20 protein-coding genes are annotated in these 18,564 nt (G+C 60.4%); 9 read left to right on the forward strand and 11 right to left on the reverse strand.

Going from position 1 to position 18,564, the window contains the following annotated elements:
- The first annotated feature begins 167 nt into the window (after positions 1-167).
- Entirely contained in the window at positions 168-512 is a 345-nt protein-coding gene (locus I6G83_RS17560; protein WP_099050080.1) for a Grx4 family monothiol glutaredoxin, read from the forward strand.
- A 68-nt stretch (positions 513-580) separates the two neighbouring features.
- Here the strand turns inward: I6G83_RS17560 and rnt are convergent, their stop codons facing one another.
- The 6 genes from rnt to I6G83_RS17590 all read right to left on the reverse strand — a co-directional run bounded on the left by rnt (position 581) and on the right by I6G83_RS17590 (position 6,256).
- Positions 581-1,267 carry a ribonuclease T gene (rnt, locus tag I6G83_RS17565; RefSeq protein ID WP_015672179.1) on the reverse strand — a complete coding sequence of 229 codons (687 nt, stop codon included), beginning with the start codon at positions 1,265-1,267 and terminating at the stop codon, positions 581-583.
- A gap of 78 nt (positions 1,268-1,345) precedes the next feature.
- On the reverse strand, positions 1,346-1,753 hold the full coding sequence (gloA, locus tag I6G83_RS17570; RefSeq protein ID WP_015672180.1) for a lactoylglutathione lyase: 408 nt from the start codon (positions 1,751-1,753) through the stop codon (positions 1,346-1,348).
- Positions 1,754-1,955: 202 nt separating this feature from the next.
- A complete protein-coding gene (gene nemA, locus I6G83_RS17575; RefSeq protein ID WP_054307835.1) occupies positions 1,956-3,059 on the reverse strand; it encodes an alkene reductase in 1,104 nt (367 codons plus the stop codon).
- A gap of 88 nt (positions 3,060-3,147) precedes the next feature.
- Positions 3,148-3,768 (reverse strand): TetR/AcrR family transcriptional regulator, encoded by a 621-nt coding sequence (locus I6G83_RS17580; protein WP_054307836.1) that lies wholly within the window; start codon positions 3,766-3,768, stop codon positions 3,148-3,150.
- 98 nt (positions 3,769-3,866) lie between these two features.
- The gene (eptA, locus tag I6G83_RS17585) at positions 3,867-5,507 is read right to left on the reverse strand and encodes a phosphoethanolamine transferase EptA (protein ID WP_054307837.1); all 1,641 of its coding nucleotides are present in this window, start codon (positions 5,505-5,507) and stop codon (positions 3,867-3,869) included.
- A 107-nt stretch (positions 5,508-5,614) separates the two neighbouring features.
- On the reverse strand, positions 5,615-6,256 hold the full coding sequence (locus tag I6G83_RS17590) for an NAD(P)-dependent oxidoreductase (protein ID WP_054307838.1): 642 nt from the start codon (positions 6,254-6,256) through the stop codon (positions 5,615-5,617).
- Positions 6,257-6,390: 134 nt separating this feature from the next.
- Between I6G83_RS17590 and I6G83_RS17595 the strand changes: the two genes are divergently transcribed.
- From I6G83_RS17595 to I6G83_RS17605, 3 genes are all read left to right on the forward strand, one after another.
- Complete coding sequence (locus I6G83_RS17595) at positions 6,391-7,320, forward strand: LysR substrate-binding domain-containing protein (protein ID WP_015672185.1); 930 nt, start codon at positions 6,391-6,393, stop codon at positions 7,318-7,320.
- 20 nt (positions 7,321-7,340) lie between these two features.
- Positions 7,341-7,580 carry a DUF1289 domain-containing protein gene (locus I6G83_RS17600; protein ID WP_054307839.1) on the forward strand — a complete coding sequence of 80 codons (240 nt, stop codon included), beginning with the start codon at positions 7,341-7,343 and terminating at the stop codon, positions 7,578-7,580.
- A 109-nt stretch (positions 7,581-7,689) separates the two neighbouring features.
- Entirely contained in the window at positions 7,690-8,586 is an 897-nt protein-coding gene (locus I6G83_RS17605) for an aldo/keto reductase (RefSeq protein ID WP_054307840.1), read from the forward strand.
- A 35-nt stretch (positions 8,587-8,621) separates the two neighbouring features.
- Here I6G83_RS17605 and I6G83_RS17610 read toward each other — a convergent pair whose 3' ends face one another.
- Positions 8,622-10,448 (reverse strand): polyurethane esterase, encoded by a 1,827-nt coding sequence (locus tag I6G83_RS17610; RefSeq protein WP_054307841.1) that lies wholly within the window; start codon positions 10,446-10,448, stop codon positions 8,622-8,624.
- Between the two features lie 504 nt (positions 10,449-10,952).
- Here I6G83_RS17610 and sodC point away from each other — a divergent pair.
- Positions 10,953-11,474 (forward strand): superoxide dismutase family protein, encoded by a 522-nt coding sequence (gene sodC / locus I6G83_RS17615; protein WP_054306124.1) that lies wholly within the window; start codon positions 10,953-10,955, stop codon positions 11,472-11,474.
- A 7-nt stretch (positions 11,475-11,481) separates the two neighbouring features.
- Here sodC and I6G83_RS17620 read toward each other — a convergent pair whose 3' ends face one another.
- Genes I6G83_RS17620 through I6G83_RS17630 form a run of 3 tightly spaced genes read right to left on the reverse strand, consistent with a single transcriptional unit; the run spans position 11,482 to position 14,628 of the window.
- Complete coding sequence (locus I6G83_RS17620; protein ID WP_054306123.1) at positions 11,482-13,521, reverse strand: FUSC family protein; 2,040 nt, start codon at positions 13,519-13,521, stop codon at positions 11,482-11,484.
- A gap of 9 nt (positions 13,522-13,530) precedes the next feature.
- Positions 13,531-14,388, reverse strand: coding sequence for an efflux RND transporter periplasmic adaptor subunit (locus I6G83_RS17625; RefSeq protein WP_054306122.1), 858 nt, complete (start codon positions 14,386-14,388; stop codon positions 13,531-13,533).
- A 3-nt stretch (positions 14,389-14,391) separates the two neighbouring features.
- Positions 14,392-14,628 (reverse strand): DUF1656 domain-containing protein, encoded by a 237-nt coding sequence (locus tag I6G83_RS17630; RefSeq protein WP_071889324.1) that lies wholly within the window; start codon positions 14,626-14,628, stop codon positions 14,392-14,394.
- 181 nt (positions 14,629-14,809) lie between these two features.
- Between I6G83_RS17630 and slyA the strand changes: the two genes are divergently transcribed.
- Positions 14,810-15,244, forward strand: a complete 435-nt coding sequence (slyA, locus tag I6G83_RS17635) for a transcriptional regulator SlyA (protein ID WP_015672193.1) — start codon at positions 14,810-14,812, stop codon at positions 15,242-15,244.
- An 89-nt stretch (positions 15,245-15,333) separates the two neighbouring features.
- On the opposite strand, the gene I6G83_RS17640 is transcribed toward slyA, so the two are convergent.
- Positions 15,334-15,801 (reverse strand): outer membrane lipoprotein, encoded by a 468-nt coding sequence (locus I6G83_RS17640; RefSeq protein WP_054306121.1) that lies wholly within the window; start codon positions 15,799-15,801, stop codon positions 15,334-15,336.
- Positions 15,802-16,274: 473 nt separating this feature from the next.
- On the opposite strand from I6G83_RS17640, the gene anmK reads away from it, so the two are divergent.
- The 3 genes from anmK (at position 16,275) to pdxH (ending at position 18,488) form a co-directional block, all read left to right on the forward strand.
- A complete protein-coding gene (gene anmK, locus I6G83_RS17645) occupies positions 16,275-17,405 on the forward strand; it encodes an anhydro-N-acetylmuramic acid kinase (RefSeq protein ID WP_054306120.1) in 1,131 nt (376 codons plus the stop codon).
- A 37-nt stretch (positions 17,406-17,442) separates the two neighbouring features.
- Positions 17,443-17,745, forward strand: a complete 303-nt coding sequence (locus I6G83_RS17650; protein ID WP_015672196.1) for an MliC family protein — start codon at positions 17,443-17,445, stop codon at positions 17,743-17,745.
- Between the two features lie 89 nt (positions 17,746-17,834).
- Complete coding sequence (pdxH, locus tag I6G83_RS17655; RefSeq protein WP_054306119.1) at positions 17,835-18,488, forward strand: pyridoxamine 5'-phosphate oxidase; 654 nt, start codon at positions 17,835-17,837, stop codon at positions 18,486-18,488.
- Positions 18,489-18,564 lie beyond the last annotated feature (76 nt).

Consider the following 18,564-nt stretch of genomic DNA (forward strand, 5'->3'; position numbering starts at 1 on the left):
AAAAATGTTATTCTGCGGGCATGTTTAGCGCGCAGGGGCGTTGCCGGAGCCGCAGGTGCGGCCGGCGGAATGTCCTTGCAAAAGATGGCGTTTTTTTGCAACGGCCGCAGCCGCTACAATAGCCCGGTGTAACGCATGTTGTAGCCATCCGATGGCTTGAGGAAGCAATAATGACGACGATTGAAAGAATTCAGCAACAAATCGCAGAAAACCCGATTCTGCTGTACATGAAAGGTTCGCCGAAGCTGCCGAACTGCGGCTTCTCCGCCCAGGCCGTGCAGGCGCTGTCCGCCTGCGGCGAGCGTTTTGCCTACGTAGATATTCTGCAGAACCCGGACATCCGCGCCGAGCTGCCGAAGTACGCCAACTGGCCGACTTTCCCGCAGCTGTGGGTTGACGGCGAACTGGTCGGCGGCTGCGATATCATCATCGAAATGTATCAGCGCGGCGAACTGCAGTCGCTGATCAAAGAGACGGCGGCAAAGTATAAGCAGGAAGATCAGCAGTCGTAACGGCGCTGTTTCTGACGTAAAGCACGTGGGCGCAGCCGGCACAAACCGGCAGCGCCCATTTTTTTGCGTTACTCGTCGTCGCCGGCGTCAAGCGCCAGCGGCCAGCCGCCGAGTCGTTTCCAACGGTTGACCAGCTCGCAGAACAGCAGGGCGGTCTGCTCGGTATCATACAGCGCGGAGTGCGCCTGGCTGCTGTCGAAGGTCATGCCGGCGGCAATGCAGGCTTTGGCCAGCACGGTCTGCCCCAGCACCAGCCCGCTGAGCGCGGCGGTGTCAAAGGTGGCGAACGGATGGAACGGGTTACGCTTCAGGCCGGCGCGTTCTGCCGCCGCCATCAGGAAGCTGTGGTCGAAGTTGGCGTTGTGCGCCACGATAATCGCCCGGTTGCAGCCTTGCTCTTTCAGGCCTTTGCGCACCGCTTTGAAAATGGCGTGCAGCGCGTCATATTCACTGACCGCGCCGCGCAGCGGGTTGTGCGGATCGATGCCGTTGAACGCCAGGGCTTCCGGCTGCAGGTTTGCGCCTTCAAACGGCTCAACGTGGAAATGCAGCGTCTCATCCTGCTGCAGCCAGCCGTCCTCATCCATTTTCAGCGTTACGGCGGCGATTTCCAGCAGCGCGTCGCTCTGGGCGTTAAAGCCGGCGGTTTCTACATCTATTACTACGGGATAAAACCCACGAAAACGACCACTCAGGGCGTTAAGATCACTTTTCTCGGCCATCAGTTTCTTATCTTCATCGAATGCAGCGCGCATTATGGCAAATTTTGCCGCGGCGTGCAGGCGGTTATCAGGCGGATAATAAAACGGGCGCAGAATGCGCCCGACGGAAACTTAGTTGCCGAGGCCGTGGCCGGCGTGTTTATTCTCGATCAGTTCGATTTTATAGCCGTCCGGATCTTCCACAAAAGCGATCACCGTGGTGCCGCCTTTGACCGGGCCGGCTTCGCGGGTGACGTTGCCGCCGGCCTGACGGATAGCGTCGCAGGTGGCGGCGACGTCGTCGACGCCCAGCGCCAGATGGCCGAAGGCGCTGCCCATCTCGTAGCTGTCGACGCCCCAGTTGTAGGTCAGCTCAATGACCGCACCGTCGCTCTCTTCGGTATAGCCGACGAAGGCCAGCGAGTATTTATATTCCGGGTTCTCACTGGTACGCAGCAAGCGCATGCCTAATACCTTGGTGTAGAAGTCGATAGAGCGTTGCAGATCACCGACGCGGAGCATGGTATGGAGTAAGCGCATAATTTCCTCTAATAGCAGGTGTTTGCCGTGGTTAACGGCCGAGTTATTGAAACGACGTTCAGTATAGCGTTGTCGCAGAAGGGAATTCAAATGGCGCGGCGGGGGAGTATCCCTTGTGACGTTGTCACTAAATCGCGTGCACCATTATCGATAAAAAACTAAAGGCCGGCAGCGTGCCGGCCCTTGTTGCAGGCGTTGCGGGTTACTTCGTCAGGAACGGATAGTCGGTATAGCCCTGTGCGCCGCCGCCGTAGAAGCTCTCCGGCTGGGGTTCGTTAAGTGCTGCATCCTGCTGCAGACGTTCAACCAGATCCGGGTTGGCGATATAGCTACGGCCAAAGGCCACGGCGTCAATATAGCCTTTGTCGATCAGCGCTTCGGCTTTTTCCGCCGTATAGGCGCCGGCGCCGATGATAATGCCGCTGAAGCGCGCGCGCACCGCATCGCGGAACGCGTCGGAGTAAGGCTTGCCGCCGGCCCAGTCCGGCTCGGAAATATGCAGGAAGGCGATATTGCGCTTGTTCAGCTCTTCCACCAGATACAGCGCCGCTTCTTCCTGATCTTCACCGTTATCCAGGCCGTTGAACGGGCCGAGCGGGGAAATACGGATGCCGACGTGCTCGGCGCCCCATTCCTCAATGCTGGCGTCGACCACTTCCAGCGTCAGGCGGGTGCGGTTTTCGATGCTGCCGCCATACTGGTCGCTGCGCTGGTTGGAGGCCGGCGACATAAACTGGTGCAGCAGGTAGCCGTGCGCGGCGTGCAGCTCAATGTAATCAAAGCCGGCTTCGCGCGCGTTGGCGGTTGCCTGGCGGAAGTCATTGATGATGCCGGGGATCTCCGTCGTTTCCAGCGCACGCGGCGTGGAGGTTGGCACTCGCACCCAGGCGCCGGTTTCATCGCGCACCGTGGTGCGGGTGTCGGCGTTGATGGCGGACGGGGCGACCGGCGCCTGCTGGCCCGGCTGCAGGCTGGTGTGGGAGATACGGCCGACGTGCCACAGCTGTACGGCGATATGACCGTTCTTTTCATGCACCGCCTGGGTGATTTTCTTCCATGCGGCGATCTGTTCCGGGGTATGCAGCCCCGGCGCGCCGGCATAGCCCTTCGCCTGGAAGGAAACCTGCGTGGCTTCGGTAATCAACAGGCCGGCGCTGGCGCGCTGGGCATAATACTCCGCCATCAGCGGGGTGGGGATATCGCCCGGCTCAATACTGCGCAGACGCGTCAGCGGCGCCATAAAGATACGGTTGGGCAACGTGGTCGCGCCAACCTTCAGCGGGGTGAACAATTTTTCAGCTTTCATAGCGCATCCTATATTGAATAGACCGGTCGTCTAGTAACGCGTTAAATAAAACCCCTGTGGCGCCTTTTGGCGCATCGCAGGGGCGGGTTTAAAGCTGCGCCGGGCGCAGCAGCAGTTCAATACTTTCCAGCGCGCTGGTCAGCGGCGCAACCGAACGGCGGATCTTGGCGCGCAGTGAAGCGCCGAGCCACAGTGCGTACAGCGTTTCGGCAGTGGCCGCCGGGCTCATGGCTATCGCCAGCGAGCCCTCGCGAATGCCGCGCTCGATGGCGTCCTGCAGACGGCCGATCACCTGCGCACTGCCGGTTTCCAGTGCATGGCGCATCGGCTCCGACAGGTCGCTGACTTCGGCAGACAGTTTTACCGCCAGGCAGGAGTTATGGCATTCGCTGCGGCAGTGGAAACTGATGGCCTGCGCGTAATAGCTCAGCAGCTGGTGGCGGGCATCGTTGCCGCTGTCGTTGAACAGCGCCTGCATGGCGACGTCATAATTGGCGAAATAGCGCTGCAACATCGCTTCGCCGAAGGCTTCCTTCGAGCGGAAGTAGTGATAAAACGAGCCCTTCGGCACCCCGGCGGTGGCCAGCAGCTCGCTGAGTCCCATGCCGGTAAACCCCAGGCGCAGACTGAGCGACTCGCCGGTGGCGAGCAGGTGTTCACGTGTATCGATGTTGCCGTGCGTATGTTTCGTCGTCATGAGGGTGAGCATAATAGACCAGTTGGTCTAGATCAAGAGGGAAAGAAAAAAACCGGCGCTGCGGGCGCCGGCCGTGACGGTGGGTATTGTGCCTCAGCGGCGCGGGGAAGTTAAGCGCCGTCGCTGCGGCAGCGCTGCAGAATATCCAGCTGCGGCTGGTACTCCCGAGTCTGCACGTTCAGCATGCCGAGCAGGGTGTGGAACAGGTTATCCTGCGATACGGCGTCCTGCTGCGCCCGGTTTTGCAGGCACTGGCGGTTGATGCCGAAGCTGCGCTGATAGTCCGCCGACATCCACATCAGGAACGGCACGTGGGTCTGCTGGCTCGGTGCGAACAGGTACGGCGTGCCGTGCAGGTACATGCCGTTTTCCCCCAGCGATTCGCCATGATCCGACAGGTAAACCAGCGCAGTATTAAAACGTCCGCTGTACTGCTGCAGCAGCTTGATGGTGCTGTCGAGCATGGCGTCGGTGTACAGCAGCGAATTGTCATAGGTATTGACCAGCTGCTGGTGGCTGCAGTCCTGGATCTGGTTGCTGTCGCAGGTCGGGGTAAAGCGGCGGAACGCAGATGTGCTGCGGCGGTAGTAGGCCGGCCCGTGGCTGCCCATCTGGTGCAGCACGATCACGCCATCGTCTTTCAGGCCGTCAATATAGTCCTTCAGACGATACAGCAGCACGTTGTCCATACAGACGTCGCCGTCGCAATCCTGCGGCAGTTGCAGTTTGGTCATATCGATGTGGGGAATGCGGTCGCAGGCGCCCTTGCAGCCGTTATCGTTATCGCGCCACAGCACATTGACCCCGGCGTGGGCCAGCACGTCCATCAGGCCTTCCTGATGCTCGGCGCGGGTAGCGTCATACTCGCTGCGCGTCATATTTGAAAACATGCAGGGCACCGACACCGCGGTTTCGGTACCGCAGGAAGCGGCGTGGTTAAAATAGATCACGTTGTCCTGCCGCAGCCGCGGGTTGGTGTCCCGCTCGTAGCCGCCCAGTGAGAAGTTTTCCGCCCGCGCGGTCTCGCCGACCACCAGGATCACCAGCGTCTTTTTCTGCTCGGCGCGGATCAGCGGCCCCTTATGGGCGTCCTCACCGATTTTCACCAGCGGCAGATTACGGGTGAAGTAGCGCTGTTCGGTGAACTTAATCGTGCCGGCGACGAAGTTCGACGGCGTCAGCATTTTCACTACGTTTTTGTGGTTGCGGATCAGCGAGGCGTAGTCTTTATAGAAGAGCGCGGCGATCAGCAGAATCACCACCAGCGACAGCATGATATTGGCGGCGCGCAGGCCGAGCGTGTACCACCACGGGCGGGTCTGGCGAATGTTGACGAAGTACACCGCGACGGCGGGCAGCACGCCCAGCAGCAGCAGCCACAGCCCCAGCTGCGGCGTCAGCAGCGCGCTGGCCTCCTGCGCGTTGGTTTCAAAGGCGTTTTGTATCATATCGCCGTCGATCACCACATCGTAGCTGTACATAAAGTAGTTGGCCGCGGCGCTGCCAAGCAGGAACAGGATCATTAACGGCTTACGCAGATAGGGCACGGTCAGTATGCTGAAAATGATGTTCAGCGCGCAGAAGATCACCAGCGGCATGCTGGCGGCGAACAGCAGACTGCTGACACTGCCGAAACGGATATATGACCACGCCGTATGCAAAAACAGCGCGTTTTGGAACAGGGTAAAAAACAGCGTACAGGCGAGAATAAAGCCCAGACTGCCGCAGGAGAATTTTGAAGGTAACCGCATTGCCGCATTGTCATCCTGTAGAAGATAATGCGGGGAAATTTAGCGGGTGAAACTTAAGATAACCTTAGCGGCACGCCGGCCGCGCAGGGCGGCCGGGGCCGGCGATATCAGTAGGCGGCGGTAAACTGCGCCCGGATAAACTGCGGCTTTTCAATTTCGTCGACGATCGCCACCGCCAGATCCTCTACCGAGATGTGCGCCGGCGCATCGCCGTTCATCAGCAGGCTGGTGGTGCCGAGGCGGAACTGGCCGGTACGCTGCCCCGGCTCCAGCATGGCGGCCGGCGAGAGATAGGTCCAGTCCAGGCTGTGGTTCTGCAGCAGCTGGTTGCGCAAGTCGCGCACCGCGCGGGCGCCGGGGCGGATGTTTTCCGGGAATTCCGGCGTATCGACCAGCTCTACGCCGGGCGCGACCTGCAGGCTGCCGGCGCCGCCGACCACCAGAAAACGCGTCACGCCGGCGGCGTCTACCGCGCGGAGGATCTGCTGCATGCCGGCCACGGTTTTGTCATACAGGTTCTCTTCTCCCCAGCCGGGGTTAAAGGCGCTGATCACCGCATCCTGGCCGCGCAATTGGGTGGTCAGCCAGCCGGTATCGGCCACGTCGCCCAGGGCGATATGCAGGCGCGGGTTATCCGGCAAATCTTTTTTCTGCCGGGCGATGGCGGTGACGTCCAGCCCGCGCGCCAGCGCCTCATCGACGACGCGACGCCCAACAAAACCGGTGGCTCCAATAATGGCAATTTTCATCTGCTGACTCCTGATAAGTGATAAGGCAACCGAGGGGCCGGAATATCCGGCGCGATATGGTTACTCTAGACCTTAACAACCGATTTGATTAGTGCCATATTGGTGCTTTCTTTATTAAGTAAAACTTTATAGTGATGGATAAACTCAACCGAATGGCGGTGTTTGCCGTGGTGGTGGCCGAAGGCTCACTGGCGGCGGCCGCGCGGCGGCTGGGCATGTCGTCATCGGCGGTCAGCCAGCACCTGCGCACGCTGGAGCAGTCGCTCGGCGTGCCGCTGCTGCACCGCTCCACGCGCAAGCTGGCGCTGACCGAAGCCGGCGCGGCGTTCTACCCCGGCTGTGAAGCCATGCTGCAGCAGGCGCAACAGGCGCAGCAGCGGCTGGCGGAACTGCGGGATACGCTGGTGGGGGAGCTGCGCATCGCCACCACCGTCGGCATCGGCGGCGGGCCGCTGGCCGAGGCGTTGGCGCCGCTGCTGCAGGCGCATCCGCAGCTGACGCTGCGGGTGCTGGCGGATGACCGGGTGGTGGACATGATTGAGCAGCGGGTGGATATTTCGCTGCGGGTCAACCGGCAGCTGGCGGACACCTCGATGATCGCGCACGCCCTGAGCGAATGGCCGATGGTGCTGTGCGCCGCGCCGCGCTACCTGAGCCAGCACGGCGTGCCGGAAACGCCGCAGGCGCTGCAGCATCACCGCTGGATCAGCGGTAATAACGCCGGATTTCCGCTGGATCTGCATCATGCGTCGGGGGAGGTGTTCAAACTGCGGCAGGCGCAGGGGCAGATCGTCAGCGACAGCATGCACGTGATGCGCGCCTTTACCCGGATGGGGTTGGGCATCTCCGGCCAGCCGCTGTATGAGATCGGCGATGAGCTGCGGCGCGGCGAGCTGATTGCGCTGCTGCCCGCCTGGCGGCCGACGCCATTGCGGCTGCATGCGCTGACGCTGGAGCGCGCCATGCCGGAGAAAACCCGCCAGGCGCTGCGCTATTTACGCGATTATTTTCGCCGTCTGGCGGAAAAGTCGCTTGCCATCAACGGCGATGACGTCTTCAATTAAGGGACGAGTCAGGAGGTGGTGTGCCGCAGCAACTTGAGTTCTTCGACATTCCCAGCCCGTGCCGCGGCATCTGTCAGGCCGATGAGCGCGGATACTGCCGTGGCTGCCTGCGCAGCCGCGAGGAGCGTTTCGGCTGGATGAACATGAGCGACGCGCAAAAGCGCGAGGTGCTGCGCCTGTGCCGCCAGCGTCTGCTGCGCCTGCAGCGCGCCAATAAGGCGGCGGAAGAGCACGATCCCGACCAGCCTTCGCTGTTCTAAGCCTCATTCCCACGAATTTTCCGATCCTGCGCACGGGCCGCCGCGCGCGGCGTTTCCCTGCGTCGCCGGCTTGTGTATGCTGGAGAAAACACCGTTATGAGGTCTGAACATGGGTCATCGTATTCATATTGCGCCGCAGGGGCCGGAATTTTCCCGCATGGTCTGCGGCTACTGGCGGCTGATGGAGTGGGACATGTCACCGCAGCAGCTGCTGGGGTTTATTGAGCAGCACCTGGAACTGGGGATCACCACCGTCGATCACGCGGATATCTATGGCGGCTATGCGTGCGAGCAGGCGTTCGGCGATGCGCTGCGGCTGCGGCCGGCGCTGCGTCAGCGGCTGGAGCTGGTCAGTAAATGCGGCATCGCCACCACCGCCAAACCGGGCAACCCGATCGGCCACTATATCACCGACCGTGACCATATCGTCAGCAGCGCCGAGCAGTCGCTGCACAAGCTGCATACCGATTATCTCGATCTGCTGCTGATTCACCGCCCCGATCCGCTGATGGAGGCCGACGAGGTGGCCGAGGCCTTCGTCGAGCTGCATAAAAGCGGCAAGGTGCGCCACTTCGGCGTGTCCAACTTTACCCCGTCGCAGTTTACGCTGCTGCAGTCCCGCCTGCCGTTTTCACTGGTCACCAATCAGGTTGAGATTTCACCGCTGCACCAGCCGGCGCTGCTGGACGGTACGCTCGATCAGTGCCAGCAGTTGCGCATCAGGCCGATGGCCTGGTCCTGCCTGGGAGGCGGGCGGTTGTTCAGCGGCGCGGAGTGCCAGCCGCTGCGTGACGAACTGCAGCGCGTGGCGCAGGAGACCGGCGCCGAGACGATTGAACAGGTGGTCTACGCCTGGGTGATGCGCCTGCCGTCCGCGCCGCTGCCGATTATCGGCTCGGGCAAAATTGAACGGGTTAAATCGGCGCTGGGGGCGCTGCAGCTGACGCTGAGCCGCGAGCAGTGGTTCCGCATCCGCAAGGCGGCGCTGGGGTACGACGTTCCCTGACGGCGTGCGCCGGCCGCTGCCGGCCGGCGCGTTAATCAGGCCACAATCAGCTGGCCGTCCTGCAGCGACTGCTGGCTGACGCCGACCAGCGTGACGCTGTTGTCACCCAGCCCGATGGTCAGGTTGTTATCCGCTTGGTGATACTCGACCTGACTGCCGGCGCCGATAAACACCAGTTTGTCGCTCGCCTGCCATCCTTCCAACCGATCGTGGCCGAAGCTGCCGCTGAACAGAAACGTATTGTTGCCGCCGCCGGCCTGCAGCTGGTCGTTGCCGGCGCCGCCGACAAACGTATGGCCGCCGAACTGGCCGTTCAGCGTATCGTCGCCCGCCAGTCCGAACAGCCAGCCGCCGGCCTGCGTCGCCGTCAGGCTGTCGGCGCCGTCGCCGCCGTTGAGCGAATCGGCGTAGGCGGTCAGCCCGGACGCCGAAAGCAGACCATCCGCGGTGACCTGATGGTCAACGTTTTTATTCAGCACGATCAGCTGCGACTCTTTACTGCGCAGCGTGGCGATATTCTCGGCGAGGGTAATGCCGCCGTCGGCGTCGCGCAGATACAGGTTGACGCCGTCGTACGCCACCTCACGCTGCTGCAGCGATTGCTCAATGTCCAGCGTATTGCTGCCGTCGCCGCCGAGGATCCAGTTATAGCCGCCGCCGTCGCGGAAGGTGTCATCACCGGCGCGTCCCTCGAGGTAGTCGTTGCCCTGGCCGCCCTTAATCAAATCGTTACCGTCGCTGCCGATGATAAACGTCGGCCCGCTGTGGGTCTCGGCATTGCGGTTGAGATCTGTCACCCAGGTGTCGCCGCGGGTAACGTCGGACAGGTTGGAGACGATCACCGTCGAGTTCTGCTCGGTAAGGGCGTAAAACGCCGAGTCCAGCACCCGCGTCAGGCCATCCTGATAGGCGCTGGGCAGGTGCGACAGCCAGGTGGGAATATTCAGGATGGAAAACGGCAGCGCATTCCAGACGGTGGAGGCGTAGTGATCGTTAAAGTTGACGATATTATTGGTGGCGTGCTCTTTCACGCCGTCATGCACCCCCAGCGAACCGGCGGTCATCGTGCTGCCGTCGAGGGCGCGGAACACCGGATCGTTTTCGTAACCGATATTCAGCACCCGATCGTCCCCCTGATGCTGGGTGGGCGAGGCGAACGCCACATAGTTGGCGTGCGAGTAAAAACCACCCCAGTGCGCGTCGCTCATGCTGGCCATGCTGTTGACGGCCATGCCGCCCAGGCTGTGGCCGCTGACCACCACGTCTTCACCGCTCAGGCCGTTTTGTTGCGCAAAACGCGCCACGTCCCCCAGCAGGGTATTAAAGGCGTTGAGCGCATAGTGGTCGGCATAGCCCGCCGGGCCGAAGCCGGCCAGCAGATCGTTAATCACATCGCCGATGCTGTCACTGATGATCGACTCGCGCGGCCCGCTGGTGCCGCGAAAGGCGATGCCAATCTCGGTCAGCCTGCCGGCGTCGTCATATTTCGCCAGCACCTCCGCCTGCGCCGTTTCGTAGCCCTTGCTTTCGCCGAAATAGGTGCCGCGGTCGTCGGTTTTTCCCTGGTAGCCCAGCTGCTGCGCACTGACCCGCGTCCAGCCGGCGGCGGTGACCGCCTCCAGCGCGGCTTTTTCCGCATCCGGGTTCCAGGGAATGCCGGGCAGCGCGCCCTGCGAGTCGGTACTGCCGAGGATGCCGCCGACCAGGGTCAGCGGCAGTCCCAGGCCATAGCCGTTATGCTGGTAGCCGACGGCGAAACCGTTGTCGATGTTATGGTATGCATAGTGGGAGATCGCCATCGCGTCGGCGAACAGCGTTTTAGACGCCGCAGCGTCCGTCTCACGGTAATCAAAAATGCCCATAGCCAGTTCCTTTTGATGCCGGTTGCCGTTATGTTGGTGATTCGTATGATGATCTTCGGCAGCCGGGGTGTAGGTTAAACAGGGTAAGCCGAATGACAACTGGTCAGATGACAGACCACAAGCGGTAAAAAAGTATTAGCACAGATGGATAATTATGCGAGCCGGACAGGCAATATTGTGCACCCGCCGGGTGTGGTGATGCCTGTTTGTTGTACCCTAAATAATTCGAGTTGCAGGAAGGCGGCAAGGGAAGGAATCCCGATGAGCTTACACCGGTAAGTGATTCGGGTGACTGAGCGCCGGCAACGCACCTGCAGCTTGAAGTATGACGGGTAGTTACCCTAAATAATTCGAGTTGCAGGAAGGCGGCAAGGGAAGGAATCCCGATAAGCTTACACCGGTAAGTGATTCGGGTGACTGAGCGCCGGCAACGCACCTGCAACTTGAAGTATGACGGGTATATACTCAAGGTTCGATAACGGACATGAATGGAGAGGTTGATTTATGAAACATTTCTGGTGTGCGGCAATCGGTCTGCTGGCCTGCGGCGTCGCCCAGGCGGCAACGGAAGAGGTGGAGATACATTTGGTGACCGCGCAGGGCATCGGTCAGGATATTGGCAAGATCGCCATCAGCGAAACGCCGTACGGGCTGCAGTTCACGCCGCAGCTAAAAGCGTTGCCTGCCGGCATTCACGGTTTTCACGTACATGAAAACGGCAGCTGCGAACCGGCGATGAAAGAGGGCAAGGCGGTGGCGGCACTGGCGGCCGGCGGCCACTTTGACCCGCAGAAAACCGGCAAACACCTGGGGCCGTATGCTGATGGCCACCTGGGGGACTTGCCGGCCATCTACGTGGCCGAGGACGGCACCGCCAGCTACCCGGTGCTGGCGCCGCGGCTGAAAAAAATCAGCGAGATTGAAGGCAAGGCGCTGATGGTGCACGTCGGCGGCGATAACCATGCCGACCAGCCGAAACCGCTGGGCGGCGGCGGCGATCGCTTCGCCTGCGGGGTGATTAAATAACCACGCGTCAGGACGGGGTCGCCGTGACGGTGGCTCCGTCGTCCTGCGGCGGGGCGATCGCCTGTCGCAGCTGCTGCAGCGAACAGTACAGCCGCCACACCAGCCCGGCCAGTTCCCGCGCCGCCGGCTCATGATGCTGCGCCAGCGCATCGCTGATCCGCTGTAACTCCTGCAGCGTTGTATCCAGCGAACGGTGCTGGACGCCTTTCTCCGTCATAATGCCGCGCAGGCAGTGAATACAGCGATCGCGCACCGCCGCGAGCGGGTCGGAGCGCGTCTGCCAGTCGCGCAGTTGCCAGACGATATGGCTGCAGTTGAGCAGCACCACGCCCCAGCGCAGCAGCCAGGTGCGCGCTTCCTGATCCTGGCTCTGATTCAGCTGGCTGATGCGGTGGTAAATCAGCGATTCAAACCGGCTCTGACGCAGCTGCGGCTTACTGCTCAGCTGGTCGATAAAGTCGCGCCGCAGGGCGCGAATAATGCGTCGGCTTTTGCGCTTGTCCGAGCTGGGGCGCAGGATCTGAAAGGCCAGCCCGGCCAGCAGCACCCCGACGATCTTGCCGATATTGTCATTGAGGAACGACTGATAGTCGTAGCTCGGCGGGTTGGTGATAGTGAGAAAAGAGCCCATAAAAACGATCAGCTGTCCCCACAGCGCCGCGTAGGGCGGGTGCTGCAGTTTGAGCATCTGCATGGTGACCAGCACCGGGAACAGAAAGGCGCAGAACAGCCAGAAATCGTCGATCTGCACCATCAGGCCGAACTTCACCACAAAACAGCCGACGGACAGTAGAATCAGCGCCTTTAACAGCGTGGTGATGCTTTTGATCGGCGACGGCGTGGCGGAGTAGAGCACGCAGCTGATGGCGGTCAGCGTCAGCGCGGCGCTGCCGGCCTCCCACTGGGTGTTAATCCAGTAGGCGCAGCCGATCACGATGCTTAAAAAGGTGCGCACCCCGTTGTAGGCCGCCTCATAGCTGTCGGTATGGCGCGCCAGCGCGCTGACCGCCGGAGGCTGCATGCTGCTGACCGGCGTGGCGCTTTCCAGCTGCAGCAGCCAGCGGTTGGCCTGCAGATACAGCCAGCAGAAGTTGCGCAACCGCAGGAAGAAGGCGCGGTGGCGGTAGTCCGCCTCGTCCCGCGGTGCGATCTGCTGCAGGATTTTCGCCAGCCGGTATTTGTCGGTATGCGCATCGCGCAGCTCTTCCAGCAGCTGCGCCAGCACCGGCGCCAGGTTGGCCGGCGGATCCGGCCAGTTGAGCAGCATGCGCCGCAGGCTGGAGATGACGCTGGTCAGGCGCAGCTGCAGGTGCAGCATATAGTTGAGCAGATGGTTTTGCCGGCGCAGCCGGTAGTGGCTCCAGAACGCCTGAATCCGCAGCAGGTTCATGGTGAGGATCTGGCTGATGACCCCTTCGTGCGAGGTGCGGATCTGCGGCGTAATCTCCGGACGCCACAGCATGTCGGCGTGCTCCAGCAGGCGCAGATGCATGCGGCGCAGCGAGGTCAGCAGCGTTGCGCCGTCGGAGGTGCTGGGCAGGATCATCATCATCAGCGCGCCGCACAGGATACCGGTAATCACCTCGCAGACGCGCGCCTGGGCGAGGTCGAAGATATCCAGCGTATCCGTCATGTTGACGGTACTGAAGGCGATAATGGCGGCGGTGTAGCCCGACAGGGCGAAGGCATAGGAGACATTATTCTGGTAGTGGTTGGAAATATAGGTGCACAGCCCGATCCAGGCGGCGATAAACAGCGTGAACAGCCAGGGGTCATTCAGGCAGTGGCCGGCGATGGCGACCGACGCCGCGGCGCCGACCAGGCTGCCGATAATCCGACCGATGCTTTTGCTGATAACGCCGCCCACCGTGGGGAAGCTGACTACCGCCGCCGAGGTCAGCGCCCAGTAGGGTTCGTCGAGGTCGAGGGCGAACGCCACCCAGAGCGCCAGACACATCGCCAGCGAATTACGCAGCGCGTAGCGCCACTGGCCGCCGGTAGCGCGGCCCCAGGGCGTACGTTTCCACTCCAGAAACGGCAGGTTCATTGATTAAGCCTACTGATGTATCGAAATGGTGCAGGTGGTGCCGGCCACCAGCGTCAGATCGGCGGGCACATCGCGCAATTTTATCCGCACCGGTACGCGTTGCGCCAAACGCACCCAGGGGACATTGGGTTTAACATCCATTAATAAATCGCCGCCGTTTTCGACGCTTTGGTCATAAATAGCGCGACCGATGCTCTCGACCTCACCCTGTAAAGGCACATTGCCGTTATATAAAACGATGTCCGCTTTGTTTCCCTCTTTAATATGCTTGAGCTTGGTTTCTTCGAAATAGCCGAGCACATAAAAGGAGTGCACATCGACCAACGCCACCAGCGGGGAGCCGGCGCTGGCATAGTTACCCACCCGCGCCTGCAAATTAGTGATATAGCCATCGGTCGGCGCATAAATTTGCGTTTTACTTAAATTCCATTTTGCCTGTTCAAGATTTGCCTGCGCCGCTTTATACGCCGCTTTCATTGCCTGGGCGGTTAAATTTGCAGCGTCTAACGACTCACTGGAAATAACGTCGCGCGGCAGTCCACGCCGGCGCGCGGCTTCATGCTCGGCCTTCGCCAGGTCAGACTGCGCCTTGGCAAGCGCCGCGTCGGCATGCGCCAGCGCGATGCGGTAAGGCTCGGCATCCAGGCTGAAAATCAGGCTGCCGGCGGAAACATATTGGTTATCGTGTACGGTTATTTGGGTCAGCCGGCCTGAGACTTCCGGTGTGATATTGACCAGTTCCGCGCGCACTTTGCCGTCGCGGGTCCAGGGAGACTGCATATAATAATTCCACAGCCACCAGCCGGCGCAAATGGCGACGGCGCAGACAATCACCGTGGAAAAATATTTTAATGTTTTATACTTCATCGGTTACCAACTCGCTAAGATCCACAAAGAGCCGCTGACGGCAATGATGAAAATGGATAAATCCATTAACATCGGATGCCAGATTTCGCCGGAATAGAGCCAGTTGCGCAGCAGGCGATGCGCCAGCAGCCAAAAAACCAGGCCCAGTAAGAATGCTTTAAACATGGGGGGGAAATAAAGCGATGCGCCCAATACCAAATCGGGCAGCGGTGCGCTCGAATGTAACCATGGGGTAATCAATTTAACTATTCCTACGTGCAAATGTGTAATATATTCGAATATTTGGTAACCAAATGCTGCTAAGTTTACTGGCGAATTTGAGAATATCCATTATATACATTTGTATTTTTAATGTGATTTACCCAAAATAGAGTATCATCTGGGAGATTAATATTAGCATGCTAATTATAAGGAGGGGTAAGTGGAATCAACGTTAGGTTCGGATTTAGCACGATTGGTTCGTGTTTGGCGCGCGCTCATCGATCATCGGCTAAAACCGCTGGAGCTCACTCAGACGCATTGGGTAACGCTGCACAATATCAGTCGGCTGCCGCCGGAGCAGTCGCAGATTCAGCTGGCTAAGGCGATTGGCATTGAGCAACCTTCACTGGTGCGTACGCTGGACCAGCTGGAAGAGAAGGGGCTGATCACGCGGCATATCTGCGCCAACGATCGGCGGGCGAAGCGTATTAAACTGACCGAGGCCGCAGCGCCGATTATTCGTGAGGTGGACAGCGTTATCAGTTCGACGCGCGGCGAAATCCTGAGCGGCATCACGCCGGAAGAGGTGCAGCTGTTGGTGACGCTGATTAGTAAACTTGAGCAGAACATTACCGATTTACAGAATAAACAATAATTTTTAAAGCATTGCACGATTACATTTACAGCAGCAAAAAATAAAACCGGAGGCCAGGGCCTCCGGTTTTACGTTGGAAAACGGTGCGTTTACAGCGGGGAAACGGTAACCGTGTTGCCGGAACGCGCCATGCGCACGCGCTGGCCCGGGCTGAACTTGGTGGCGCCCGCTTTTTGCACCACGACAATGTTGTCGCCTTTGGTGTCCGGACGGATTTCCAGCTCGACGCCGGCGGTGCGGCCGGCAACTTCGCCGATCTGATCGCCGGCCACGCCGCCGGCAACCGCGCCCGCTGCGGTGGCCAGGCTGCGGCCGGTGCCGCCGCCGATGGTGTTGCCCAGGAAGCCGCCAATCACCGCGCCGCCGATGGTGCCGAGCATGTTAGAACCGCCTTCGCCCTGGATTTTCACCGGACGCACGGAAACCAGCGTGCCGTAGCTGGCCTGCTGCACCTGCTTCGCCTGCGCCGACGTATAAACATCGCCAGACATGGAATCATTGGCACAGCCGGCCAGCGTCAGCCCGGCAAGAGCAACAACGATAAGACGTTTGATCATATAAAACTCCTGATTTTAGTATTCCATAACCTGGCCATCCCAGGCGAGATTCGGTGAAAGATAGACAAAGTATGGTCCAAAGCTGCGTAAATGCCTATACCCGCCATACTTCAGGCTGCCGGCGTGTTGGCTGCACTCCGCCACCTTGAGCAAGCTCATCGGGATTCCTTCCCTGGCCGCCTTCCTGCAACTCGAATGACTTTGGGCGGATAAGGCCGCGCAGCGCCACTCTTTATCGCTCCTTCCAGCATAATCGTACACCGCTCAACCAATAATAAACGGTGGTTTAAATTTATCACACATTCCCCGTGACGCTTGGGGGGAAACATGCGCCCGGCGCGCGTTAAAAATAAACGTTTTCTCTCACAATCGCAAAAAAGGCATCCTAATTCATGGCGTTAATAGTTTAATTCTGGTTTATTTATCTGAGTGACAACGATTAGGCATACCCGTGATGGGTAAAGGATAGGTTTATGAAGTCAGGCCGCTATATCGGCGTGATGTCCGGCACCAGTCTGGACGGAGTGGACGTGGTGCTGGCCGCCATTGATGAACGTATGGTGGCGCAGCAGGCCAGCTATAGCCATCCGCTGCCGATTGCGCTCAAGCATGAGATCCTCGGCATGTGCCAGGGCCAGCCAACCACGGTGTCCGCCGTCGGGCAACTGGACGCCCGGCTGGGCACGCTGTTCGGCGAAGCGGTGCTGGGGCTGCTGGCGCAGACCGGCGTGCCGGCGCATGAGATCACCGCCATCGGCTGCCACGGGCAGACCATCTGGCACGAGCCGGAAGGGGAAACGCGCTTTTCGATGCAGCTGGGCGACAATAACCGCATCGCTGCGCTGACCAACATTACCACCGTCGGCGATTTCCGCCGCCGCGATATGGCCTACGGCGGACAGGGCGCGCCGCTGGTGCCGGCGTTTCATCAGGCGCTGCTGTCGCACCCGTCGGAGCGGCGCATGGTGCTGAATATCGGCGGCATCGCCAATTTGTCCATGCTGCTGCCGGGCATGCCGGTGCGTGGTTTTGACACCGGGCCGGGCAATATGCTGATGGACGCCTGGATATGGCGCCATCGCCAACAGCCGTATGACCAGGATGCGGTCTGGGCAATGAGCGGGCGGGTCTGCCTGCCGCTGCTGCAGCAGATGTTGGCGGATCCCTATTTTGCGCTGCCGGCGCCGAAGAGCACCGGCCGGGAGTACTTCAATATCGGCTGGCTGGAGCAGCAGCTGGCGCAGTTGCCGGGCATCGGCGCGGCGGACGTGATGGCCACGCTGGTGGAGCTGACCGCCGTCACCATCTGCGAGCAGGTGATGCTGGCCGGCGGCAGCGAGCGGCTGCTGGTGTGCGGTGGCGGGGCGCGCAACCCGCTGCTGATGGCGCGCATGGCGGCGCTGCTGCCCGGCACCGAGGTCAGCACCACCGACAGCTTCGGCATCAGCGGCGACGATATGGAGGCGCTGGCGTTCGCCTGGCTGGCGTTCCGCACCCTGTCCGGCCAGCCGGGTAACCTGCCGTCGGTGACCGGCGCCAGCCGCGAAACGCTGCTCGGTGGGATTTATCCGGTTTTCCCGTCGCACCCGCGCACGCTCTGTTAGGATAAAAACGATCGCCTGACTATTAAGGAATAACCCGATGAAAAAATATCTTCTTGCCGGCCTGGCGCTGGCGCTCGGCGGGTGCAGCTATTTCCTGCCGCAGCAGAGTCAGGTGCTGCACTATCAGTGCGGCACCACGCCGCTGACCGTGGCGCTTAACGGTGAGGACAGCACGGTCAACCTGCTGCTGGACGGCCAGCAACTGACGCTGAAGCAGCAGCTGGCCGCCTCCGGCGCCAAATACGGCGACGGCAAATATACCTTTTGGTCCAAAGGGCAGAGCGCATTCGTCGAACGCGACGATAAAGTGATTATGAGCGACTGTACGCTGGTGAACTGACACGGCGCCCGGCGTGCGGTAAAGATTGAGATTATGGCGCGTCGGGCGCAGAATAACCCCACCTATTTTTCGGTTGGTTGATACACCAGATGTCTGATAACTCTCAGTTTGATGTCGCGGACCTGCGCCGCGAATATACCCGCGGCGGCCTGCGTCGTCAGGATCTTACGGCGAACCCTCTGGATCTGTTTGAACGCTGGCTGCAGCAGGCCTGCGAAGCGCGCTTGGCCGATCCGACCGCCATGTGTGTGGCGACGGTGGATGAACAGGGGCAGCCGTATCAGCGCATCGTTCTGCTCAAGCACTACGACGACAAAGGGCTGGTGTTCTATACCAACCTTGGCAGCCGCAAGGCGCAGCAGCTGGCGCATAACCCGAAAATCAGCCTGCATTTCCCCTGGCATATGCTGGACCGGCAGGTCAGCTTCCTCGGCACGGCGGAGCGCCTGTCGACGCTGGAGGTGATGAAATACTTCAGCAGCCGGCCGAAGGACAGCCAGATTGGCGCCTGGGTATCGCAGCAGTCGACGCGTATTTCGGCGCGCGGCGTGCTGGAGAGCAAATTCCTCGAGCTGAAGCAGAAATTCCAGTCCTGCGAGGTGCCGCTGCCCAGCTTCTGGGGCGGTTTCCGCGTCAGGTTCGACTCCGTTGAGTTCTGGCAGGGCGGTGAACACCGTTTACATGACCGTTTCCTGTACCAGCGTGACGGGAATGACTGGAAAATTGACCGACTGGCGCCCTGACGGGCAGAAAATACCGTTAAGCGCTGGCAGAGTTGAGGCCGGCGCTTTATTCTATGCGCTTCATTCCGATTTTATT

The organism is Serratia rubidaea (assembly GCF_016026735.1).
Classification (GTDB): Bacteria; Pseudomonadota; Gammaproteobacteria; order Enterobacterales; family Enterobacteriaceae; genus Serratia_B; species Serratia_B rubidaea.

Coding starts and splice junctions, on each gene's coding strand:
- I6G83_RS17650 (WP_015672196.1), top strand. CDS start 17,443: ATGAAAAAATATCTTCTTGCCGGCCTGGCGCTGGCGCTCGGCGGGTGC.
- I6G83_RS17640 (WP_054306121.1), bottom strand. CDS start 15,801: ATGATCAAACGTCTTATCGTTGTTGCTCTTGCCGGGCTGACGCTGGCC.
- I6G83_RS17610 (WP_054307841.1), bottom strand. CDS start 10,448: ATGGGCATTTTTGATTACCGTGAGACGGACGCTGCGGCGTCTAAAACG.
- pdxH (WP_054306119.1), top strand. CDS start 17,835: ATGTCTGATAACTCTCAGTTTGATGTCGCGGACCTGCGCCGCGAATAT.
- anmK (WP_054306120.1), top strand. CDS start 16,275: ATGAAGTCAGGCCGCTATATCGGCGTGATGTCCGGCACCAGTCTGGAC.
- rnt (WP_015672179.1), bottom strand. CDS start 1,267: ATGCGCGCTGCATTCGATGAAGATAAGAAACTGATGGCCGAGAAAAGT.
- I6G83_RS17620 (WP_054306123.1), bottom strand. CDS start 13,521: ATGAACCTGCCGTTTCTGGAGTGGAAACGTACGCCCTGGGGCCGCGCT.
- I6G83_RS17625 (WP_054306122.1), bottom strand. CDS start 14,388: ATGAAGTATAAAACATTAAAATATTTTTCCACGGTGATTGTCTGCGCC.
- I6G83_RS17580 (WP_054307836.1), bottom strand. CDS start 3,768: ATGCTCACCCTCATGACGACGAAACATACGCACGGCAACATCGATACA.
- I6G83_RS17590 (WP_054307838.1), bottom strand. CDS start 6,256: ATGAAAATTGCCATTATTGGAGCCACCGGTTTTGTTGGGCGTCGCGTC.
- I6G83_RS17595 (WP_015672185.1), top strand. CDS start 6,391: ATGGATAAACTCAACCGAATGGCGGTGTTTGCCGTGGTGGTGGCCGAA.
- eptA (WP_054307837.1), bottom strand. CDS start 5,507: ATGCGGTTACCTTCAAAATTCTCCTGCGGCAGTCTGGGCTTTATTCTC.
- I6G83_RS17605 (WP_054307840.1), top strand. CDS start 7,690: ATGGGTCATCGTATTCATATTGCGCCGCAGGGGCCGGAATTTTCCCGC.
- nemA (WP_054307835.1), bottom strand. CDS start 3,059: ATGAAAGCTGAAAAATTGTTCACCCCGCTGAAGGTTGGCGCGACCACG.
- sodC (WP_054306124.1), top strand. CDS start 10,953: ATGAAACATTTCTGGTGTGCGGCAATCGGTCTGCTGGCCTGCGGCGTC.
- gloA (WP_015672180.1), bottom strand. CDS start 1,753: ATGCGCTTACTCCATACCATGCTCCGCGTCGGTGATCTGCAACGCTCT.